At 71.9% G+C, this 19,282-nt stretch carries 20 protein-coding genes; 15 read left to right on the forward strand and 5 right to left on the reverse strand.

Features of this window, described 5'->3' with window-relative positions:
• Window positions 1–549: carboxyl transferase domain-containing protein (locus tag ACTHJJ_RS15680; RefSeq protein WP_440303877.1), on the reverse strand; the 549-nt coding region annotated here is incomplete at its 3' end.
• Between the two features lie 23 nt (window positions 550–572).
• Here ACTHJJ_RS15680 and ACTHJJ_RS15685 point away from each other — a divergent pair.
• The 8 genes from ACTHJJ_RS15685 (at window position 573) to ACTHJJ_RS15720 (ending at window position 8,070) form a co-directional block, all read left to right on the forward strand.
• A complete protein-coding gene (locus ACTHJJ_RS15685) occupies window positions 573–1,442 on the forward strand; it encodes a biotin--[acetyl-CoA-carboxylase] ligase (protein ID WP_440303878.1) in 870 nt (289 codons plus the stop codon).
• 7 nt (window positions 1,443–1,449) lie between these two features.
• A complete protein-coding gene (locus ACTHJJ_RS15690) occupies window positions 1,450–2,493 on the forward strand; it encodes an adenylate/guanylate cyclase domain-containing protein (protein WP_440303879.1) in 1,044 nt (347 codons plus the stop codon).
• Between the two features lie 119 nt (window positions 2,494–2,612).
• Complete coding sequence (locus tag ACTHJJ_RS15695) at window positions 2,613–3,290, forward strand: response regulator transcription factor (RefSeq protein ID WP_440303880.1); 678 nt, start codon at window positions 2,613–2,615, stop codon at window positions 3,288–3,290.
• A gap of 4 nt (window positions 3,291–3,294) precedes the next feature.
• A complete protein-coding gene (locus ACTHJJ_RS15700; protein ID WP_440303881.1) occupies window positions 3,295–4,326 on the forward strand; it encodes a sensor histidine kinase in 1,032 nt (343 codons plus the stop codon).
• 151 nt (window positions 4,327–4,477) lie between these two features.
• Window positions 4,478–5,068: a GtrA family protein gene (locus ACTHJJ_RS15705; RefSeq protein WP_440303882.1), complete on the forward strand. Its 591-nt coding sequence runs from the start codon at window positions 4,478–4,480 to the stop codon at window positions 5,066–5,068.
• A complete protein-coding gene (locus ACTHJJ_RS15710) occupies window positions 5,061–6,251 on the forward strand; it encodes a 5-(carboxyamino)imidazole ribonucleotide synthase (protein WP_440303883.1) in 1,191 nt (396 codons plus the stop codon). Before ACTHJJ_RS15705 ends, ACTHJJ_RS15710 begins: the two co-directional genes overlap by 8 nt.
• Before the next feature lie 23 nt (window positions 6,252–6,274).
• Window positions 6,275–6,811: a 5-(carboxyamino)imidazole ribonucleotide mutase gene (gene purE, locus ACTHJJ_RS15715; protein ID WP_440303910.1), complete on the forward strand. Its 537-nt coding sequence runs from the start codon at window positions 6,275–6,277 to the stop codon at window positions 6,809–6,811.
• Window positions 6,812–7,017: 206 nt separating this feature from the next.
• A complete protein-coding gene (locus ACTHJJ_RS15720; protein ID WP_440303884.1) occupies window positions 7,018–8,070 on the forward strand; it encodes a hypothetical protein in 1,053 nt (350 codons plus the stop codon).
• Here ACTHJJ_RS15720 and ACTHJJ_RS15725 read toward each other — a convergent pair.
• Window positions 8,060–8,524, reverse strand: coding sequence for a CoA-binding protein (locus tag ACTHJJ_RS15725; protein ID WP_440303885.1), 465 nt, complete (start codon window positions 8,522–8,524; stop codon window positions 8,060–8,062). The two genes, ACTHJJ_RS15720 and ACTHJJ_RS15725, sit on opposite strands and share 11 nt — an antisense overlap.
• 180 nt (window positions 8,525–8,704) lie before the next feature.
• Between ACTHJJ_RS15725 and ACTHJJ_RS15730 the strand changes: the two genes are divergently transcribed.
• A complete protein-coding gene (locus ACTHJJ_RS15730; RefSeq protein ID WP_440303886.1) occupies window positions 8,705–9,724 on the forward strand; it encodes an LLM class F420-dependent oxidoreductase in 1,020 nt (339 codons plus the stop codon).
• A gap of 19 nt (window positions 9,725–9,743) precedes the next feature.
• On the opposite strand, the gene ACTHJJ_RS15735 is transcribed toward ACTHJJ_RS15730, so the two are convergent.
• From ACTHJJ_RS15735 to ACTHJJ_RS15745, 3 genes are read right to left on the reverse strand one after another with little or no spacing between them, the layout of a single operon-like run.
• A complete protein-coding gene (locus ACTHJJ_RS15735) occupies window positions 9,744–10,529 on the reverse strand; it encodes an SDR family oxidoreductase (protein WP_440303887.1) in 786 nt (261 codons plus the stop codon).
• The gene (locus ACTHJJ_RS15740; protein WP_440303888.1) at window positions 10,522–11,307 is read right to left on the reverse strand and encodes an acylneuraminate cytidylyltransferase family protein; all 786 of its coding nucleotides are present in this window, start codon (window positions 11,305–11,307) and stop codon (window positions 10,522–10,524) included. The genes ACTHJJ_RS15735 and ACTHJJ_RS15740 overlap by 8 nt, the downstream gene beginning before the upstream one ends.
• Entirely contained in the window at window positions 11,307–12,278 is a 972-nt protein-coding gene (locus ACTHJJ_RS15745) for a Gfo/Idh/MocA family oxidoreductase (RefSeq protein WP_440303889.1), read from the reverse strand. The genes ACTHJJ_RS15740 and ACTHJJ_RS15745 overlap by 1 nt, the downstream gene beginning before the upstream one ends.
• Window positions 12,279–12,311: 33 nt before the next feature.
• Between ACTHJJ_RS15745 and ACTHJJ_RS15750 the strand changes: the two genes are divergently transcribed.
• The 6 genes from ACTHJJ_RS15750 to ACTHJJ_RS15775 are packed head-to-tail and all read left to right on the forward strand — an operon-like array spanning window position 12,312 to window position 19,258.
• A complete protein-coding gene (locus ACTHJJ_RS15750; RefSeq protein WP_440303890.1) occupies window positions 12,312–13,757 on the forward strand; it encodes a lipopolysaccharide biosynthesis protein in 1,446 nt (481 codons plus the stop codon).
• Between the two features lie 42 nt (window positions 13,758–13,799).
• Window positions 13,800–15,221 (forward strand): hypothetical protein, encoded by a 1,422-nt coding sequence (locus ACTHJJ_RS15755; RefSeq protein WP_440303891.1) that lies wholly within the window; start codon window positions 13,800–13,802, stop codon window positions 15,219–15,221.
• Window positions 15,218–15,979, forward strand: a complete 762-nt coding sequence (locus tag ACTHJJ_RS15760; RefSeq protein ID WP_440303892.1) for a PglD-related sugar-binding protein — start codon at window positions 15,218–15,220, stop codon at window positions 15,977–15,979. Before ACTHJJ_RS15755 ends, ACTHJJ_RS15760 begins: the two co-directional genes overlap by 4 nt.
• Window positions 15,976–17,013 carry an N-acetylneuraminate synthase family protein gene (locus ACTHJJ_RS15765; protein WP_440303893.1) on the forward strand — a complete coding sequence of 346 codons (1,038 nt, stop codon included), beginning with the start codon at window positions 15,976–15,978 and terminating at the stop codon, window positions 17,011–17,013. The genes ACTHJJ_RS15760 and ACTHJJ_RS15765 overlap by 4 nt, the downstream gene beginning before the upstream one ends.
• A complete protein-coding gene (gene neuC / locus ACTHJJ_RS15770) occupies window positions 17,013–18,206 on the forward strand; it encodes a UDP-N-acetylglucosamine 2-epimerase (RefSeq protein ID WP_440303894.1) in 1,194 nt (397 codons plus the stop codon). Before ACTHJJ_RS15765 ends, neuC begins: the two co-directional genes overlap by 1 nt.
• On the forward strand, window positions 18,203–19,258 hold the full coding sequence (locus ACTHJJ_RS15775; protein WP_440303895.1) for a nucleotidyltransferase family protein: 1,056 nt from the start codon (window positions 18,203–18,205) through the stop codon (window positions 19,256–19,258). The genes neuC and ACTHJJ_RS15775 overlap by 4 nt, the downstream gene beginning before the upstream one ends.
• The last annotated feature ends 24 nt before the right edge of the window (window positions 19,259–19,282 follow it).

Consider the following 19,282-nt stretch of genomic DNA (forward strand, 5'->3'; position numbering starts at 1 on the left):
CGCGCAGGGGCCCATGATCAGGCTGATCTGGGGGATGACCCCAGAGGCGCGGACGTTGCGCATGAAGATCTCGCCGTAGAGCCCGAGCGAGACGACGCCCTCCTGGATCCGCGCGCCGCCGGAGTCGTTGAGGCCGATGACGGGGCAGCCGATCTTCATCGCGAAGTCCATGACCTTGACGATCTTCTCGCCGAAGACCTCGCCGAGCGAACCGCCGAAGACGGTGAAGTCCTGGGCGAAGACGGCGACCTGCCGCCCGTCGATCGTGCCGTAGCCGGTCACGACGCCGTCGCCGTAGGGGCGGTTCTTCTCCTGTCCGAACTGGTTGCTGCGGTGCCGCGCGTACTTGTCCATCTCGATGAAGGTGCCCTCGTCGAGCAGCATCTCGATCCGCTCCCGGGCGGTCTTCTTGCCACGCGCGTGCTGCTTCTCGACCGCTCGCTCCGACCCGGCGCTCGCGACCTCGGCCACCCGACGCTTCAGGTCGGCCAGCTTGCCGGCAGTCGTGCTGAGGTCGATGGTCTGCGCAGGCGCGTGCTCCGTGGACATGGCCGCAGCCTAGCCTTGTACGCGTGCGCAATCCGTTCGACTCGGGCCTCGTGAATGCGGCCTTGATCACGTTGCCCGGAGGGTGGCGAGAGGTGGAGTTCCACCCCTCCCTCGCCTCGACGAACGAGACGATCCGGTCGCTCCCGAGCGGCTCCGGGTCACCCCCCGATCCGTATGCCGCAGAGCCGCCCTCCGCCGACGACGGCCTCTGGCGCGTGGTGCTGACCGACCACCAGACCGGTGGCCGGGGCCGGCTCGGCCGCGGGTGGGAGGTGCCCGATCGGGCCGCGATCTCGATGTCGGTGACGGTGCCGGTCGCCGGGCCGGACGAGCTGCCCTGGGTGCCCCTGCTCGCCGGTCTCGCGCTGAGCCGGGCGGTGGTCTCGGCCACCGCCGCGGCCGGGAGCCCGGTGACGCCCAGGCTGAAGTGGCCCAACGACGTCCTCCTCCGCGACGACGGGGACCGGAAGCTGAGCGGCATCCTCTGCGAGTTCGTGCCCTCCGACCGCGCCCCCGGGGTCGTCATCGGGACCGGCATCAACGTCGACCAGACCCGCGCCGAGCTGCCCGTGCCGACCGCGACGTCGCTGGCGCTGGCAGGCGCACGGGTGACGCGCGAACGGCTCGTCGTCGCCTACCTCGCCGAGCTCGGACGGCTCTTCGCGCCCGACGCCACAGGCGAGCGGGAGGCGGGGAAAGCGGCATACCGGAGCGTCTGCGCGACCGTGGGACAGCACGTACGGATCCACCTGCCGGGGGGCGCGACGGTCGACGGCGAGGCGCTCGGCATCGGGGACGGTGCCGAGCTGGTCGTGCGCACCAACGACGGACCGCGGGCCTTCGCGGCGGGCGACGTCGTGCACGTCCGGCGGCCCGGCGGCGGGCTGGCATGATCGACCCATGACCGAGCGGGACCGGCCGGAGCCGGACTACACCGAGGTCCTCCTCGGGCGTCCGCTCATGCTGCGCCGGCGCGACGTCAGCCGTGGCGCCGAGGTCTCGCTCCTGTCGGCCCGCAAGTTCTGGCATGCCCTCGGCTTCCCGATCATCGACACGGATGACGAGATGTTCACCGAGGCCGATCGTGAAGCGCTCGCCTCCCTCGCGAGCCTGGTCCGGGAGGGGGTCCTCGACGAGCCGACGGCGCTCTCGCTGGCACGGGCTTTCGCCCGCTCGGCCGACCGTCTCGCCGGCTGGCAGGCGCAGCTCATCGCCGAGGCCGTCGAGGGCGAGCTGTCCTGCCGGGAGGAGGTCGATGACGACGACGAGTCCGGGCCCGTGCCGACCCTCGCCACCGCGACCGAGACGGCCAAGCGGATCGCCGCGCTGACCGACCGGCTCGAGCCGCTGCTCATCTACGCCTGGCGACGGCACCTCAGCGCGACCGTCGGGCGGATGATCGCCGATGCCGACCCGGAGAAGTACGGCATGACGAAGGTGCGGTCCGTGGGCTTCGCCGACCTCGTCAGCTTCAGCACGCTCGTGCGCAAGATGTCGGAGCGCGAGATCGGCCGGCTCGTGCAACGGTTCGAGGCGCTGTCGGCCGACGTGATCACCGCGCACGGAGGGCGGCTCATCAAGACGGTCGGCGACGAGGTGCTCTACACCACCGTGTCCGCGGCGCCGGCGGCGGCGATCTCGCTCGACCTCGTCGACGCGATGAAGGAGGACGAGCTGCTCCCCGACGTTCGGGTCGGCGTGGCCCGCGGGCCGATCATCTCGCGGATGGGTGACGTCTTCGGCACCACGGTCAACCGAGCCTCCCGGCTGACCGCCGCAGCGCAGGCGGCCACCGTCCTCGTCGACGGACCGAGCGCTCGCGAGCTCGCGGAGCTGTCCGGCTTCGAGCTGCACGGGCAGCGGCGGCGCGTCCTGCGGGGCGTCGGAGCGGTCACCCCATCGGTCCTACGGCGCGCCTCGAGCGGTGCCCGGCGCCAGGGCTGACAGGGTAGGGCCGCACGGCGAGAATGGTTCGTTCGGCACGTCGACCTGCCGAATGGATAGGCTGCGCTCGGGTCCGCCGCCCGCCGTGGGGGAGGTCGGCATAGAAAGGAGAGGCTGACGTGACTCGAGTGCTGCTCGCGGAGGATGATCCAACCATCTCCGAGCCGCTCGCCCGAGCCCTGCGCCGGGAGGGATACGACGTCGACGTGCGCGAGGACGGCTCGGCGGCGCTCGAGGGAGCCAAGGACAATCCCGATCTCGTCCTGCTCGACCTCGGCCTGCCGCTCGTCGACGGGCTCGAGGTGTGCCGCCGGATCCGGGCGGAGGGCCGCAGCGTGCCCGTCCTCATCCTCACCGCCCGCGCCGACGAGGTCGACACCGTCGTGGGCCTCGACGCCGGCGCCGACGACTACGTGACCAAGCCCTTCCGCCTCGCCGAGCTGCTTGCGCGGGTCCGGGCCCTGCTCCGGCGCACACCGACCGACTCCGGTCCGGGTGGGGAGCTGGTGCGAATCGACCCGGAGGGTCGGCGGGCGTGGTTCAAGGACGACGAGCTGCAGCTGACCGCCAAGGAGTTCGACCTGCTCCGGGTCCTCGTGCGTGAACAGGGCAAGGTCGTCTCCCGCGAGCAGCTGATGCGCGAGGTCTGGGACACGGCCTGGCTCGGGTCGACCAAGACGCTGGACATGCACATCTCCGTGCTCCGCCGAAAGCTCGGCGACGGGGCGCAGGACCCGCGCTACATCGCCACAGTCCGCGGCGTCGGTTTCCGCTTCGACCAGCCGGCTGGCGAGTGACTTCGTGCAGCGCAGACTCGACCGCATCGGCGCGCTGGGCGCTGGTGTCGCCGCGGGTACGTCCGCGGTCCTGCTCGCCGGCGCCGGCTGGTGGATTGCCGAGCAGGGCGCCGACCGGTTCCAGTCCTGGTTCCTGACCGACGCTGGTGCCGGCATCGGCCGTGCGGCCGCGATGGTCCTCGTCGCCGGGCTGATCGGTTCTGGTGCGGGCTGGGTGGTCACCCTGCCGGAGCGGCGGAAGGTCGCCTCGGCGACCTCGGACCTCGTCGAGCTGAGCGACCGGCTCGCGGCCGGTCAGGCACGGCTGCGCCCGCTCCGGACCGGCATCGCAGAGGTCGACACCGTCTCGGAGGTCATCGCCCGACGGGCCCACGACATGGCCCGGTCGCTCGCTGCGGAGCGTGACTTCGCCTCGGACGCCTCCCACCAGCTGCGGACCCCGCTCACCGCCCTGCTCATGCGACTCGAGGAGATCTCCGAGACCGACGACGCCGAGGTGGTCAAGGAGGAGGCCGGCATCGCCATCGCCCAGGTTGAGCGGCTCACCCGTGTCGTCGACGACCTCCTGACTCGCAGCCGGGCCGGCAGCGGCGGCCAGCCACCGGCCGTCTCGCTCGACTCCGTCATCGCGGCACTGCAGCGGGAGTGGCAGCCGGCGTTCGAGCAGGCCCGCCGCTCCGTCCACGTCCACGGCGAGCGCGGCCTCTTCGTCCGGATGATGCCGGTCGGGCTCTCCCAGGTCCTCTCGACCCTGCTGGAGAACTCGCTCGTCCACGGCCGCGGCACCGTCGACGTGCAGGCCCGGCGATCCGGGCCCTCGGTGATCATCGAGGTGAGCGACCAGGGGGACGGCGTTCCTCCCACGATGGCCCCGCACATCTTCGAGCGTTCCGTCAGCAGCGGCACCGGTGGCAGCACCGGTCTCGGCCTCGCCCTGGCCCGCGACCTCGCCGAGTCCAACGGCGGCCGGCTCGACCTGGTCCAGGCCCAGCCCCCGCGGTTCGCGCTCTTCCTCTCGGAGGCGGGCGGCCGGTGACCCGCCCGGGCAACCGGGCTGGGAGGTGGCTGGCGTGCGGAGCCGGGTGAGCGGCATACAACCTGCACCGCGGCATACGGCATGCGCTGCCCGGCAGGCGGGATGCCCGAAACGCCCGGTTGTGCCCAAGTCGGGGCGCTAACCTCTGCGAGTGAGCCGGATCCGGGACTACCTGTTCGTACGACACCGGCACAACTGGCTCCTCTTCCTGCGGTTCGGCATCGTCGGCGCCTCGGGTGTCCTCGTCAACATGTTCGTGCTGATCCTGGTCAAGCGGCTCGGCCCGGATCCCGATGGCCCGTTCGTCGGGATCCCGCTCACCGATTTCAACGTGCGGTGGTACCACCTGTACTCGACCGTCGCCTTCCTGGCCGCCAACCTCTGGAACTTCCAGCTCAACAGGTCGTGGACCTTCCACAGCGCCGGCCATCAGAGGTGGTGGCGGGAGTACTGGCCGTTCCTCGTGGTCGGGCTCGTCGGGCAGGCGATCGGCCTGGTCCTGCTGACGCTCCTCATGCACCCCGGGTCGTTCCTCGCGCTGCCTACGTCGGTGCTCGACGACTCGACCGGTCTGCGCACCCGGCTCTACTGGGCGCAGCTCATCGTCATCGCCGTCGTCACGCCGCTCTCGTTCGTCCTCAACAAGGTCTGGACCTTCGCCGCGGTGCGCGCCCCGCGCCCGACGCCCGGAGCACCGGAGGTCGGGGCCGACGCGCCCACTACGCTTGGTGGTCGTGACTGAGCCGAAGCGCGCACCCGGAGGTTTCCCCGTCGTCGGAGTCGTCGGCGGCGGGCAGCTCGCCCGGATGATGCAGGGCCCGGCGGTCGAGCTCGGCATCCAGCTGTCCGTGCTCGCCGAAGACGCATACGCCGCAGCGGCGCTCGCGATCCCGTCCGCGCCCGTCGGCGCGCACACGAACCTCGACGAGATCCGGAAGTTCGCCGCGTCGTGCGACGTCGTCACCTTCGACCACGAGCACGTGCCGCATGAGGTCCTCGGCGCGCTGGAAGCCGACGGTGTCGTGATGCATCCGACGCCGTCGGCCCTGCTGCACGCTCAGGACAAGCTCGTCATGCGCCGGCGGTTGAGCTCGCTCGGGATCGCGTGTCCGCGCTGGGCCGTCGGCCGGACCGCGGAGGACGTGGCCGCCTTCGCCGAGGAGGTCGGTTGGCCCGTGATCGCCAAGACCCCACGCGGAGGGTATGACGGCAAGGGCGTCCTGCTCGCCCGCTCGGTCGAGGACGTGGCGGAGTGGCTGGCGCAGGTCGGTCGGCCCGGCCCGCTCGAGGAGGGCGTGCTCCTGGAGGAGCGGGTCGAGTTCGTCCGCGAGCTCGCGGTGCTCATCGCGCGGAGCCCATCGGGGCAGGCCGCGGCGTGGCCCGTCGTCGAGACCGTGCAGACCGAGGGAATCTGCACCGAGGTTCTCGCACCTGCCCCCGGGCTCGACCCGGACCTCGCGTCGGTCGTCACCGAGGCGGCCTTGCGGATCGCGGGCGAGCTCGACGTGACTGGCGTCCTGGCGGTCGAGATGTTCGAGCTGCGCCGGGGGCGGGAGGCGTCATACGTCGTCAACGAGCTCGCGATGCGACCGCACAACTCCGGGCACTGGAGCATGGACGGCGCCGTGACGGGCCAGTTCGAGCAGCACCTGCGTGCCGTCCTCGACCTCCCACTGGGAGACCCCCGCCCGCGGGCGCCGTGGACCGTCATGGCCAACGTCCTCGGCGGCGAGGACGAGGAGCTCTACTCCGCGTACCGGCACATCATGGCCCGCGACCCGGGGGCGAAGATCCACGTCTACGGCAAGGGCGTCCGGCCCAGCCGCAAGATCGGTCACGTCAACGTGTCGTCGGACGACCTCGACTCGGCGCGGGACCGGGCTCGGCATGCGGCCGACTACCTGAGAGGGACGGTGCGGGAGTGAGTTCCGAGGGGATCGAGCAGGGGATGGAGCATCGCGTGGCCGGTGGGGATGCCGTGGTCGGGATCGTGATGGGCAGCGACAGCGACTGGCCCGTCATGCGCGAGGCGGCCCAGGCGCTGCAGGAGCTGGGTGTCGGCTTCGAGGCGGACGTCGTCTCGGCCCACCGGATGCCGGACGAGATGATCGCCTACGGGCAACAGGCCGCCGCGCGGGGGCTGCGGGTCATCATCGCCGGCGCCGGTGGGGCGGCCCACCTGCCCGGGATGCTCGCCTCGGTCACGCCGCTGCCCGTGATCGGCGTGCCCGTGCCGCTCAAGTACCTCGACGGGATGGACTCGCTCCTCTCGATCGTCCAGATGCCCGCCGGCGTGCCGGTCGCCACGGTGTCCATCGGCGGGGCGCGCAACGCCGGACTGCTGGCCGCCCGGATCATCGGCTCCTCCGACGACGAGGAAGGCAGGGCGATGCGGCAACGGATGGTGCAGTTCCAGTCCGCGCTGCGCGACCAGGCGCACGCCAAGGGTGCCTCGCTGCGCGACGAAGTGGCCCGCGGCCTCTGACCCGCCCACCCCGTCGAGTGGTCACTCCTTATCGGTCGAGCGGGCACTCCCCAATCCTTCGAGCGGTCACTGCTTGTCGGTCGAGCGGGCACTCTGGTGCTTCCACGACGCGCGCGTTCTTCCCGGGCCAACTGCGGAGCAGGAAGTTGTCCACATCCGGCTGAGAGTGGGCGCGTTCTCCACAGGCAGTCAGAGCCTGGGAGCGCATGCAGCCGGCGTTCCCCACAGTGGGAGGCATGAGCGGACTCATACTCCCGTCTGAGCTTGACGGCCGGCCCTTTTCCTTCGCGGAGGGTTTACGGATGGGGCTGTCGGAGCGTCAGCTGCGATCAATCGACCTCGAGCGCCCGACCACAGGGGTCCGGACGGCGGATGCTCCCGTATCCCTCGTCGAGCGGGCCGAGGCGTTCTCGCTCGTGATGCCGGCCGACTCCGCCTTCTCGCACTTCACAGCGGCCCAGCTGTGGGGCATCCCGCTGTCTGCGCGGATGGCGGACGACGACCGCCTGCACATCATCCACAAGGGCCGGGACCGGCGCATGCGGCGAGAGGGCGCCGTCGGCCATCGCGGACTTGAAATCCGCGACACGAGCCTGATCGGCAATCTTCGTGTGGTCGGCGCGGCCGATACCTGGGTGGATCTGGGCGAGCTCACCGGGCTCGGCAATCCCGTCGGGCTCGACGACCTCATTGTCGCCGGCGACGCGGTCGCCCGAATCCTCGGAGACATCGACCCACTGCGACAGGCACTCGCGAGGAGGAACCGGCCGCGTGGCAAGCTCATGCTGCTTCCGGCCCTTCGGATGGCACGTCTCGGGGCACAGTCCGGAATGGAGACCCGCGTACGGCTTCTCTTCGTCCGGGCCGGCCTGCCCGAGCCCGAGCTCAACGCTTGGATCTACACGGCGAGGGGCAAGCTCCTCGGCTGTGCAGACGTCGCGTGGCGAAGGCATCGGGTCACCGGTGAGTACCAGGGCTCCGAGTTCCACGCTGGCGATGACCAAAAGCGGAAGGACCGTCGGCGCCGCAAAGGATTCCGCGATGACGGGTGGCGAAGCGGTGAAATCTGGGCCGACGACATGCGCACCTCCGAGGCACGGCGAAAGTGCGTGCTCAGGTTTGCCCGACTGCTGGTGTTCCCCGAGGACGAACTGAACCTGGACGCATGCGAGCCGCAGTTCTTCTCCCAGGAGTACTGGGATGCCCTCGTCGAGCGGCGCATCCGTCGCCGACAGTACCTGCGCCTGCTCAACCGCTGACGGCCGCGGCGCCATCCCCCGGAGTGATGCGCGGGAACTCGATCTTGGGGCACGTGTCCATCACGACGTGGAGCCCGGCCTGCTCGGCGCGGGCGGCAGCGTCCTCGTCGACGACGCCCAACTGCAGCCACAACGACTCGATACCGAGGCGATCCTTCTGCTCGATGGCCTCATCCACGAGCGGCCCCACGTGGGCACTGTTGACGAAGAAGTCCACCACGTGAACCTTCGTCCCATCCGGGACATCGGCAAGTGACGAGTAGCCCTGCTCGCCATGGACACGCGCCGCCGTCGGGTGGATGGGAATGAGGTGCATCCCCAGTTCGCGCTGAAGCCAGCGTGAGACGCCGTACGCCGTGCGGTCCGGGTTGTCCCCCAGACCCACGATCGCCCACGTGGAGGGCGTCGTGAGCAAGTCCCTGACAACAGCGGGATCGTTGTGATGTGGGCTCATGCGCCCCATCCTCACATGGCCCTGCGTGTGCCCGCTCGACCGACAAGGAGTGCCCGCTCAACGGGGGGAGGAGTGCCCGCTCGACCGACAAGTGGCGCCCGCTCGACGGGGGAGGCGTGCCCGCTCGAGGGACAAGTGGCGCCCGGTCGACGGCGAGGGGGCCATGCAAGGATGACGATCATGCGCTTTGGAATCTTCGTGCCCCAGGGCTGGCGGATGGACCTCGTCGGCATCGACCCCGAGCAGCAGTGGGACGTCATGAACGGCCTCGCCCGCTACTTCGACGAGGGCGACAGCTTCGAGTCCATCTGGGTCTTCGACCACTTCCACACGGTTCCGGCCCCCACCGAGGAGGCCACCCACGAGGCGTGGTCGCTCATGGCCGGCCTCGCCGCCACGACGAACCGGGTCCGGCTGGGCCAGATGTGCACCTGCATGAGCTACCGCAACCCGGCCTACCTCGCCAAGGTCGCCGCCACCGTCGACCACATCTCCGGTGGGCGCCTCGAGATGGGCATCGGCGCGGGCTGGTACGAGCAGGAGTGGCGTGCCTACGGCTACGGGTTCCCCTCCCCGAAGGAGCGGCTCGGGCGGCTCCGTGAGGGCGTACAGATCTTCCGCGACATGTGGACCACGGGTCGCGCCACGCTCGACGGCACGCACTACCAGGTCGACGAGGCGCGCTGTTACCCCCGCCCCCTCCAGGGGACGACGGCCCCGGGAAGCAAGCTCAACGGCATACCGATGTGGATCGCCGGGGGCGGCGAGAAGGTCACTCTCAAGATCGTCGCGCAGTACGCGGACTACGCGAACGTCGACGGCACGCCGGACGTCTTCGCGCACAAGAGCGAGGTGCTCCGCAAGCACTGCGAGGACGTCGGCCGCGACTTCGACTCCATTACCCGCACCGCGGACTACAACGTCTTCATCGCCGAGACGGAGTCGGAGCTCGAGGACCGCTTCCGGTTCTATGCCGACACCCTGCGCAAGGGCGGCATCTCAGAGTCGAAGATCGAGCGCAACGTCGAGTCGATGCGCCGGGGGCCGGCCGTCGGCACGCCCGAGCAGATCATCGAGGCGTTCAAGGGCCTCGCGGACCTCGGGCTGAGCTACGCGATCACGAACTTCTTCGAGGCGGCCTACGACCGTTCCGGCATCGAGCTGTTCGAGTCGGCGGTCGTCCCCGAGCTGCGCGGCTGACGACCACGGGCGGGGCGGCTCACCAGGCCGTCCAGCCCCCGTCGACCGCGATCGTCTGTCCCGTCACGTAGGCCGACGCGTCCGAGGCCAGCCACGTCACGACCCCCCGGAAGTCGTCCTCGGTGGCCATCCGGCTCAGCGGCGTGAGGCGCTCGTAGCGTTCGACGAACACCTCGTCCTGCCCGCGGGCGATGCCACCGGGTGCGAACGCGTTCACCCGGATGTCGGGCGCGAGGACGGTCGCGAGGTAGCGCGTCAGCTGGGCGATGCCGCCCTTGGACGCCGCGTATGCCGCCGGGTTGCCCATGCGCGTCCCCTCGTAGAGCCCCATGTTCGGGCCGACGAGCCCGTAGATGCTCGAGACGTTGATGACGCTGCCGTGGCCGCCGGCCCGGAGCAGGGGAGCGAGACGGCGGGTCAGCGAGAACGGCGCCGTCAGGTTGAGCTGCAGCGCCATCCCGAAGGCGTCATCCGTCTGCTCCTCGAACGGGACGGCGTAGCCGGGCACCCCCGAGGTGCCGGTGAAGGCGGCGTTGTTGACGAGCACGTCACAGGCGCCGAGGTCCTCCATGCGGCCAACAACCGCTGAGATCCCCTCTGCGTCAAGAAGATCTGCCGGACAGGCCTGGTGACCGGAACCGGGGAGCCGGGCGGCCGTTGCCTCGCAGGACGTGCGGTCGAGGTCGACCACGACGACACGGGCTCCTGAACGGGCCAGGGCGTCGGACAGGACCGACCCGAGCGGTCCGGCCCCGCCCGTGACGATCGCGGTGCGCCCGGTGAGGTCCGTGGCCGGCTCAGTCATCCGTGCTCCGTTCCGTACGCGGGGCGGCCGCGGGGCCACCCGGGTTGTGGCTCAGCCAGGGCAGCTGGATGAGGCCGGCGGCGACGAGCGCCTCGATGAGCCGGAACTCGTACTCGTCGTCGATCGAGAAGGCCTGCGCCTCGGGGATCTCCAGCCCGGCATGCCGGCCCTCGTCGAACCACGAGGCCTCGAGCCGGCGCACGAAGTCGGCCCGCCAGAGGTAGAAGTTGCCGTTGATCCGCAGGAACCTCGGCACGTCCTGGCGGCGGGTCACGCCCGTGCCCGAGTCGAAGAACCGCGCCAGCGCACCCGACTCCTCGGGCGAACGGACGCCGACCCAGACGGGGTTGAAGGTCGGCTCGGACACGCTGACGACGCCGTCGAGCGAGGCGTCCTGGGCCAGCCGGCGGGACGCCTCGTCGAACTGGCTCGGCACGCGCGCGGGGCTCGTCGGGTCGAGCAGGAGCACAGCGTCATACGGTCGGCCCTCCTCGCGCTCCACGGACTCCAGCGCGTGGCGCACGACGGGAGCCATCGGGATGTCGTCGCCGGCGAGCGCGGCCGGGCGCAGGAACGGCACGTCACCGCCGTGGGCGCGTGCGACCTCGGCGATCTCCGCTGAGTCCGTCGACACGATGCAGCGTGTCACCGCGGGGGAGAGCGCCGCCGCACGGAGACTGTGCGCGATGAGTGGGAGCCCCGCCAGCGGGCGAATGTTCTTGCCGGGCAGTCCCTTAGAGCCGCCGCGAGCGGGGATGATGCCGAGGATGCGCGTCATCACCGCTGCCTCGCGTGGTCGCACAGCTCCACGGCGGCGAGGCCCTCCGCCAGGGTTGCTGGCGCCCCCGCCGTATGCCGCTCAGCCGGGTCCGCGCTCGGATGCAGTTCCAGCGCGGCCCGGGCCTGGGTCGCCATGACGGCGTCCCGGTCGAGGTCCTCAGTGAAGGTGAGCTGGTCGACGGCCCCCAGCGCGTCGATCCACCGCACGCACGCCGACGCCACGTCCCACTCGAGGGCTCCGGCGGCGCCGCGGATCACGATGCCCCGCGACGACGGCCGGGTCACGTAGTCGAGTCGCATCGTCACGGTGGCGCGATCCGTCGACCACAGCAGGGTCGCCGCCTGCTCCGCTGCAATGTCGAGGGGGCCGTCCTGGTCGAGGCAGGCGCCACGGAGTCGCGGCTGACCGAAGAGGACTGTGGCGTAGTCGATCTCGTGGACCAGGTCCCGCAGCACGCCGCCTTCGTCTGGCCGCGCCGAGTAGGAGTCGCGGTAGTCGCGACCGGGGCGCCAGTCCGGGAGCCAAGACTGGCACCAGACGTGCGCCGAGAGCCGCCCCCCGAGCCGGTGGACGTCCACGAGGACCCGGCGGAACCCGGCATGGGCCCGCAGCGGTGCGGCAACCCAGACGTCGTCGGCGCGGGGGTGCGCCGCGAGCTCGGCGCCCAGCGACAACGTCGCCGCGACCGGCTTCTCGAGCAGCACCTTGGCGGCCCCGTGGTCGAGCGCCTCCAGGGCGTCAGGGACGTGCCGTCCCGTGTCCGTGGCCACCACGACGAGGTCGGCCGCGGCGACCACCGACGGGCCCGAGGTGTCGTCGAGGAGGGGGACTCCGGTCGTCTCGTCCGTGCCGATCGCGGGCCGGGGCCGGACCGGCCAGAGCCGGACGTCTGCGCCGAGGCGGCGGAACACCCTGGCGTGGCGCTGCCCGATGGAGCCGGAGCCGCGGACGACAACAGTCGCTGTCACGTCCGGCCTCCTTCGTCCTAGTAGGTTCACATCGTGGCAGATTCTCCGGAGCCGGTCGTGCCGGGCGACCCCGCCCCGACAACAGCGGACCGGACCGCGGGCGCCCGCCGGGTGGCCACCCACTCGCTTGCCTACGTCGGGGGAGCGGCCCTGCAGGGGCTCGGCATCCTGCTCATCATCCCGTTCGCGACCCGCCTGCTCGGTCCGGCCGAGTTCGGCCGGGTTGCCACGGGTCTCGTCGTCGTCCAGATGGTCGGCACCCTGGCTGCGGCCGGACTGCCGCAGGTGATCATCCGCGAGCACCACCGGGGTCCGGAGGGACCGCGGGTGGCACGCGCCCTCGCCGGCACGATGGTCCTCCTCGCCCTCGGGGTGGGGGTCCTCGGCACAGCGGTGCTGCTCGTCCTCTCCGCTCTGACGTCCGTCTCGTTCCTCGTCGGAGCCGCCGTCGTGGTGGCCTCGGTCGGGCTGACGGTCGTCGTGGCCGCCCAGTCGCTCATGCGGGCCCAGCTGCGCCCCGGCAGCTTCCTCGCGCTCGCCGTCGTCGCGACCGTGGTCGCGCAGCTCGCCGGCCTCCTCGCCGCCACGGGCAGCCGCAGTGCCGGCACCTACCTCGCCGCGTATGCCGCCGTCCTCGTCGTCGCCGCCGTCGCCGCCGTCATGATCGGGCGTCCGCTCCCGCCGACGGTGGAGCGGGCGCGGACAAGAGCGGGTATCCGGCTCGCGGCGCCGCTCCTGCCGCAGGCGGTCGCGATGCTCGGGCTGCTCATGGGGGACGTCTTGCTCGCCCGGTGGCTGCTCGGCGACGCCGCGGCCGGCGGCTACCAGGTCGCCCTCCAGCTCGGCAACATGCCGTTCGTCCTGTCGACGGCGCTCTTCAACGCGTGGGGTCCGCTAGTGCTCTCGCACCCGCTCGGCAACCGGGCGCGTTTCACCGCGAGGACCGGCAGCGTGCTGACCCTCGTCGTCGGGCTTGGAGCGCTCGGCGTGGCCCTCCTCGGCCCATGGCTCGCCGCGCTCATGGCGCCCGCCAGCTTCGGCCACGAGGACCTCGTCCGGACCCTCGCGTGGCTCGTCGGCGTCGCGGTGCTCTACATGCTCTACCAGGGCGGCTCCCTTGCCGTTCTCGACGCGGAACGGACCGGCCGGCTCGCCTGGGCAGCGGTCGCGGCCGTCGTGGTCCTCGTCGTCGCCGCCGTCCCGCTGTCCGGTCTCGGCCTGGTCGGGATCGCCCTGGCCAAGCTGCTCGGGTACCTCGTCCTGGTCGTGGCGACGACGTGGTTCGCGTACCGCCACTCGCAGCTGCGCTGGCCACCGGCGACCATCGTCGTCACCGGCGTCGCCGTCGCACTCTCCGGCGTCGCCGGCTGGCTGGGCCTGGCGGGGCCCGGAGCGTGGGCCAGGATCGGGCTGGCCACCCTCGTCGCGATCGTCGGCCTCGCCCTCGCACCCCGGATCGTCAGGACGCTGCGTGGCTAGGATGACGACGCCCGATCCCATCGCACAGGAGGCACTCGTCGCGTGGTGACGCCGCTCGTCCACATGGGCCTGGGCTACGACGACCTGCTCGTCCCTGCCCTGGTGCATGCCGGCTTCGACACCCGAGAGCTGATCCTCGTCGTGCGCACCGACGCGAACCTCAGCTGGGTCAGGCGCCACACGCCCCGGGCGACCGTCGTGCGGCTGCCCTACGCCGACGCGCGCCGGGCCAACGTGGTGTCCGGGCTCGCCCCCCACGCGGCACTCAAGCGGGCCTGCGCGGGAGTCGGCCTCGACGTCCTCGACCTCCTCGTCTGCGAGCGCGCCCTGCGCCGCAACCGGGTCGACACCGCGATGAACTTCCTCAACCTCGCCGCCGAGGAGCTCGAGTCCGCCATCTCCGGACGCGGCCCCATCCTCGCCCTCACCGAGTTCACCGTCACCTCCGAGCTGCTCACGGCCGGCCTCGTGACGCACCACGGCGGCCTCGCGGTCTGGCCGCGCGGCATACGGCTGCCGTCCGACCGCTTCGGGCTCATCGGCGCGCCGAAGGGCATCACGCTCTTCCAGCGACCCGTGGAGGACCCGGAGGCCGTCGCGGCGGGCGAGGGCTACCTCGCCGGTTGGCGCGCCGAGCAGGGCCGCCCGATGGGCTACGCCCGCAACCTCAAGGTCGAGTCCGGCCAGGAGATCTGGCGGCTCGCGACGGACCGGCTCAAGGAGTTCGCGCTCGACCGCGGCAGCAACCTGCAGCTGCCCAAGCCGACGGACTACATGCGCCTCCCGTGGCTCAACCCGGTCAAGGCGCGGCTCAACCTGCACGAGTACCGGACCCGGCGCTGGGACCCCCTGCCGGAGCGGTTCGTCTTCCTGCCCCTCCAGGTCCAGCCCGAGTCGAGCATCGACGTCATGGGCCAGAGCTGGCGCGACCAGGCCTACACGGCCAGAGTCCTCGCCGACGCGCTCGCACCCCTCGGCATCGGAGTCGCCGTCAAGGAGCACGCCCACTTCATGTGGCGTCGCGACCCGGACTTCTGGCCGCAGTTCGACATCCACCCCAACATCGCGAGCGTCGATCCCTTCGCCGACTCCCGGGAGCTGATGAGGCAGGCCATCTTCACCGTGACGGCGACCGGAACCGTCGGGCTCGAGGCCGCGCTGCTCGGCCTGCCCGTCGTCACTGGCGCGCCGATGCCGTGGAGCGAGCTCGGGAGCGTCGCCCATCTGGCCGACCCGGACGAGCTGCCCGAGTTCATCGCCAGCCGCGGCTGGGATGCGCTGCGCGAGGACGAGGCCCGCATCGACGAGTGGTTCGCCCAGCGCTACGTCCGCAACTCGTGGCAGGGGCTCGTGCTCGACCCGCCACGGGTTCCCGAAGTCCTCTCGACCGAGAACATCCGCAGGGTCGGGGCGGCGTTCGCCGAGGCCGCGGGCACGCTCGCACGCGCACGGGGTGCCGCATGACCGGGCCGAATGCCGCTCACCCCGGACCGCGGGCCACCTCTCCCCGGGCCGGCGCGCAGGAGGCCGACAGGGCCGGATGGGTGGTCTTCGGGGCCGGCGGCCACGCGCGAGCGGTCGTCGACGTCCTCGAGCGGCTCGGCGAGACCGTCGTCGCCGTCGTCGGTGACGCGGGCGGTCGCGACTGGCACGTCGAGGTGCTCCCTGACGACCCAGCAGGCCTGGCGCATGTCGCGGCCGGCGGCCTTCGTGCGGCAGTCGCCGTCGGGGCGGCGGTCCCGCGCCTGCGCATCCTGACGCAGCTGGGCGAAAGCGCACCCTCGACTGGGAGAAGTGCCCGCTCGACCGAGGGGACGGCGTTGCCCAGTGCCGAGGTCGCCCCGCCTCTCATCGCGGCGAGCGCGACGGTGGCGCGGGATGCCGTGCTGGGCGCCGGCACGGTCGTGCTCGAGCATGCCCACGTGGGCCCGGGGAGCAGGCTGGGGGCGGGCACTATCGTCAACACGGGCGCGATCGTCGAGCACGACTGCGCGGTCGGCGAGGGCGCCCACATCGCGCCGGGTGCGGTCCTCCTCGGGGGCGCCTCGGTCGGGGCGCGCACGCTCGTCGGCTCGGGCGCGCGGGTGCTGCCGAGCGTGACCGTCGGCAGCGACGTCACCGCAGGTGCGGGTGCCGTCCTGACCCGCGCGGTCGCAGACGGACTGGTCGTGGTCGGTGCACCGGCGGCCAGCCCCGCCTCACGTGCGGGAGCCGACCGATGAGAGGTGCGCAGATCGGCGGGGCCCGCATCCCGGAGCCGCGCGCCGTCCACGTCATCGCCGAGGCCGGCGTCAACCACAACGGTGACGTCGAGCTCGCGCACCGGCTCGTCGACATCGCGGCCGACGCTGGGGCGGACTCGGTCAAGTTCCAGACGTTCGACCCCGCGAAGCTCGTCTCCGCGACCGCGGCGACGACGCCATACCAACGGGATCGGGGTGGGAGCGCTGACCAGCGGTCCCTGCTCGAGTCGCTCACGCTGCCCGCATCCGCCTGGGCAGAGCTTCGCGACCACGCGACGCAGGCGGGTCTGACCTTCCTCTCCACCCCGTTCGACCTCGACAGCGCCGAGCTCCTCGTGGGCCTCGATGTGCCGGCCCTCAAGGTCAGCTCCGGCGAGCTGACCAACCTGCCCTACCTGCGTGCCCTCGCCTCGCTCGGGGTCACCCTCCTCGTCTCGACCGGCATGGGCACGGCGGACGAGGTCGCCGAGGCGGTCGCGGCCTGCCGCGCGGCGCCCGGCCTCGTGCTGTTCCACTGCGTCTCCGCCTATCCCGCGCCGGTCGACGAGTGCAACCTGCTCGCCATCCCGCGGCTCATGGAGCGTCACGACGTGCCGGTGGGCTGGTCGGACCACACACCGGGCCTCACCACCGCGCTCGGCGCCGTCGCACTCGGGGCGCCGATCCTCGAGAAGCACTTCACCTCAGACCGCACCCTGCCCGGACCGGACCACCTCGCGAGCCTCGAGCCGGCCGAGCTCGCCGACTACGTCACCCAGACCAAGCTGCTCGCCCGCGCCCTCGGTGACGGCGTGAAGCGCCCGATGCCCTCTGAGGAGGAGAACGCCAGGCTCGTCCGGCGCTCCTGGCACGCCGCGAGGGACCTGCGGGCCGGGACCGTGCTGACCCCGGACGCCCTCGCACTCCTGCGTCCGGAGGCCGGCCTCAGCCCGGCCGTGGACGTCGGCGGCCGGCGCCTGGTGCGGGACGTGTCCGCAGGAGCGCCGCTGACCGACGCCGACCTCGAGCGCTGATGGCGAACCGAGTCGTCGCCGTCTTCGTCGGCACCCGCGCGGACCTCGGACCGCTCGGGCCGGTGATCACGGCGGTCGCCGACGCGCCGGGCCTCACGCTGCGGATCCTCACCGGCGTCATGTACGACGCCGACGACCTCGCCGCTGGCCTTCCCGGTCCCCGGACCGCCGAGGAGTGGCGCGGCTCGATCGTGGCGCTCGCGACGCCGATGGGCGACGACGTCACCCCTGAGGCCGAGGTCGAGCAGGGCGCCCTCCTCGCCGCCGCCACCGGGCGCGCGATCCGGGACGAGGGACTCGAGGTCCTCGTCGTCCTCGGCGACCGATGGGAGCTGCTCGACATCGTGCCGCCCGCCTTCCTGCTCGGGGTTCCCGTCGTCCACCTGCACGGCGGTGAGGTGACCGAGGGAGCGGTCGACGAGCGGGTCCGGCACGCGGTGACCAAGCTCGCCGACGAGCACTGCGTGGCATCCGACGATGCCGCCGCCAGGCTCCGGCAGCTGGGTGAGCCCGAGGAGCGGATCCATGTGACCGGTGCACCGGGACTCGACCGGCTGGCCTCGGTCGCACCCATGCCCGACACCGAGATCGCCTCTCATACAGGTCTTCCCGAAGTTCGCCGGCCGCTCGCCCTGTTCACCTATCACCCGCCGACGACGGTCGCGCCGACCTGCGCCGGCACGTGGGCGCGGGAGGCTCTCGAGGCGGCCCTCGAGGTGTGCGGCTCGGTCGTCGCAACGCACCCCGGGATGGATGCCGGCCGCGAAGAGGTGCTGGCGGCTCTCGACGAGGTGGCGCGGCGCCACCCCGACCGCGTCGCCGTCGTTCCGGCCCTCGGTCCCGCGTACCCCCGGGTCCTCGCCGCCGCCGACGTCGTCGTCGGCAACTCCTCCTCGGGCGTCATCGAGGCCGCCACGGTGCACGTGCCCGCCGTCGACTTCGGCGACCGCCAGCGGGGGCGGCTGCGTGGTGGCAACGTCGTGCACAGCGAGGAGGGCCGCGCCCCGGTCGCGGACGCACTCCGGCGTGCCCTCGCCCCGGCCTTCCGGGCCGGGGTCGCAGCCATGGACAACCCCTACGGCGCCGGGGAGGCGGCCGTGCGCATCCTCGATATCGTTCGACGTGCCGGCTCTGCCGGTCGGGCGAAGCCGTTCATCGACCTGGACCGTCGAGAGAAGGAGCACGAAGGATGACGTCACGGGACCTCCGGGCCGGCTGTGCGCCGAGGTCAGCGACCATCCGTGACGCGCTCATCGTCATCGACCGGAGCGCGACCTCCGTCTGCCTCCTCGTCGACGAGCAGGGCCACCTCCTCGGGCTCGTCACCGACGGCGACCTCCGCCGTGCCCTGCTCCGGGGCGTCGGGCTCGACGACCCCGCGCTCGACCACGCGACGACGACGCCGCACGTCGTCGAGTCGGGCACGGCCCGGGCTGCCGTCCTCGACCTGATGTCGGCGCTCCGGATCTCCGTCGTCCCGGAGGTCGACGCCGACGGGGTCCTCGTCGGCCTCCACACGCTGTCCGACGTTGTCGGCGCCGACCAGCTACCGAACGCGGCCGTCATCATGGCCGGGGGACGAGGCACGCGCCTCGGCGAGCTGACGAAGGACACCCCGAAGCCCCTCATGACGGTCGCCGGTCGCTCGATCCTCGAGTGGATCGTCCTCGGCCTCGTCGGCGACGGCATCCGGGACATCTACGTGAGCGTCAACTACCTCGCCGACCAGATCGAGGAGCACCTCGGCGACGGCAGCCGCCTCGGCTGCACCGTCCGGTACCTGCGGGAGGACCCGGACCGCCCACTCGGGACGGCGGGGTCGCTGACCATCCTCCGCCGTGAGCGACCGGACCTCGCCGACCCCGTGCTCGTCATGAACGGCGACCTCATGGTGCAGTTCGACGCGGCCAAGCTGCTGGACGTGCATCGACGTTCTGCGGCGGTCCTCACCGTCGCCACCCGCAGCTACCAGCACGAGGTGCCCTTCGGCGTCGTCGAGAGCGAGAACGGTCGCGTCACCGGCATCTCGGAGAAGCCAACCCTGAGCTTCGACATCAACGCCGCCGTGTATGCCGTCGACCCCCGGGCACTGCAGTGGCTGCCCGAGGGCCGGGCCAGCACGATGCCGGGCCTCGTCGAGACCTGCCTGCGGCGTGGCGAGGTCGTCACGGCCTGGCCGATCCGCTCGGACTGGATCGACGTCGGGACGCCCGAGGACCTGGCCCGAGCGAAGGGGCACCTGTGACCGGGAGCGAGCTGAGCGGCATAC

This window comes from Intrasporangium sp. (assembly GCF_051961875.1).
Taxonomy (GTDB): Bacteria; Actinomycetota; Actinomycetes; order Actinomycetales; family Dermatophilaceae; genus Intrasporangium_A.

Coding starts and splice junctions, on each gene's coding strand:
- ACTHJJ_RS15740 (WP_440303888.1), bottom strand. CDS start 11,307: ATGACGCGCATCCTCGGCATCATCCCCGCTCGCGGCGGCTCTAAGGGA.
- purE (WP_440303910.1), top strand. CDS start 6,275: ATGGAGCATCGCGTGGCCGGTGGGGATGCCGTGGTCGGGATCGTGATG.
- ACTHJJ_RS15775 (WP_440303895.1), top strand. CDS start 18,203: ATGACGTCACGGGACCTCCGGGCCGGCTGTGCGCCGAGGTCAGCGACC.
- ACTHJJ_RS15690 (WP_440303879.1), top strand. CDS start 1,450: ATGACCGAGCGGGACCGGCCGGAGCCGGACTACACCGAGGTCCTCCTC.
- ACTHJJ_RS15720 (WP_440303884.1), top strand. CDS start 7,018: ATGCAGCCGGCGTTCCCCACAGTGGGAGGCATGAGCGGACTCATACTC.
- neuC (WP_440303894.1), top strand. CDS start 17,013: ATGGCGAACCGAGTCGTCGCCGTCTTCGTCGGCACCCGCGCGGACCTC.
- ACTHJJ_RS15735 (WP_440303887.1), bottom strand. CDS start 10,529: ATGACTGAGCCGGCCACGGACCTCACCGGGCGCACCGCGATCGTCACG.
- ACTHJJ_RS15765 (WP_440303893.1), top strand. CDS start 15,976: ATGAGAGGTGCGCAGATCGGCGGGGCCCGCATCCCGGAGCCGCGCGCC.
- ACTHJJ_RS15760 (WP_440303892.1), top strand. CDS start 15,218: ATGACCGGGCCGAATGCCGCTCACCCCGGACCGCGGGCCACCTCTCCC.
- ACTHJJ_RS15730 (WP_440303886.1), top strand. CDS start 8,705: ATGCGCTTTGGAATCTTCGTGCCCCAGGGCTGGCGGATGGACCTCGTC.
- ACTHJJ_RS15725 (WP_440303885.1), bottom strand. CDS start 8,524: ATGAGCCCACATCACAACGATCCCGCTGTTGTCAGGGACTTGCTCACG.